1 protein-coding gene is annotated in these 906 nt (G+C 40.4%); it reads left to right on the forward strand.

Features of this window, described 5'->3' with window-relative positions:
- Positions 1-455: 455 nt before the first annotated feature.
- The coding region (locus tag AC1DG9_RS27375; protein WP_477635737.1) for an RNA polymerase sigma factor at positions 456-906 on the forward strand (451 nt) is incomplete at its 3' end.

Below are 906 nucleotides of genomic sequence, written 5' to 3' on the forward strand. Positions count from 1 at the left end.
GACTTGCGACTTGCACGTGATACGCCTACTAGAATCGAAAAGTCCTTTTGTGACAATCCAATTGATTCGCGAATTGACTTGATATTTTTGCCAACGATTGCTGTAGATACTTTTGCCATCCGACAAATTGAAACTTACAAATCGTAACATTTTGACTTTTTTATTTGTTATTTTGATACAATTTATGTAAAATTGTATATTGAGTTACTAACTCAAGTGATTTTAAATTAAGGCATTAGATAAAGAGTCTCGACTACAAATTCCGACAATTTGCATTCAAAACGAGACGATAGATTAATGCCCGTAGTAATATGCGTACTTTTGTACCGCTATAGTGCTATGGGCTCTGTCGTTATTCCGTTTTTGAAGGTGTCGGAACCTTGTAGTGCGGAAGATAGAGCCCGCTATAGCATAGCTCTAAAAATACCCGCGAAGACTCGTATAAAATACGAGCTATGAAATACAATAGATTAACTGAAAGCCAACATTATTTCGACAAATTCAGTCAGGGTGATGAAAAGGGCCTGGAGTACTTCTACAACCGCCTCTACCCTTCTTTATTCTATAAAAGAAGTCGGTACATTAAAGATGACACCAATGCAGCCAGCATCGTCAGCGAGGCATTTCTACGCCTCTGGCTAATTCGGAACAGCATCACAGACCCCAACCACATTGAAACCTTCTTGAGTAACACCACCATCGAAGCCTGCAAATCCTATTACAAAACTTCAAGTCACAATTTCCAGCGGAATATGCTCCGGCTTGATGAGATCGAAAACTACCAGGAATTCATGGGAGGCCATGATCCTGAAGAGGAATTGGATCCCGATGACATTTTCTATCAGGAAGAACTTGATGAACGCTTAAAACTGCAGTGGCAGCAAGTTGAGGCGGTCATCCCCAATC

It is taken from the genome of Pedobacter sp. 05L430, assembly GCF_056397585.1.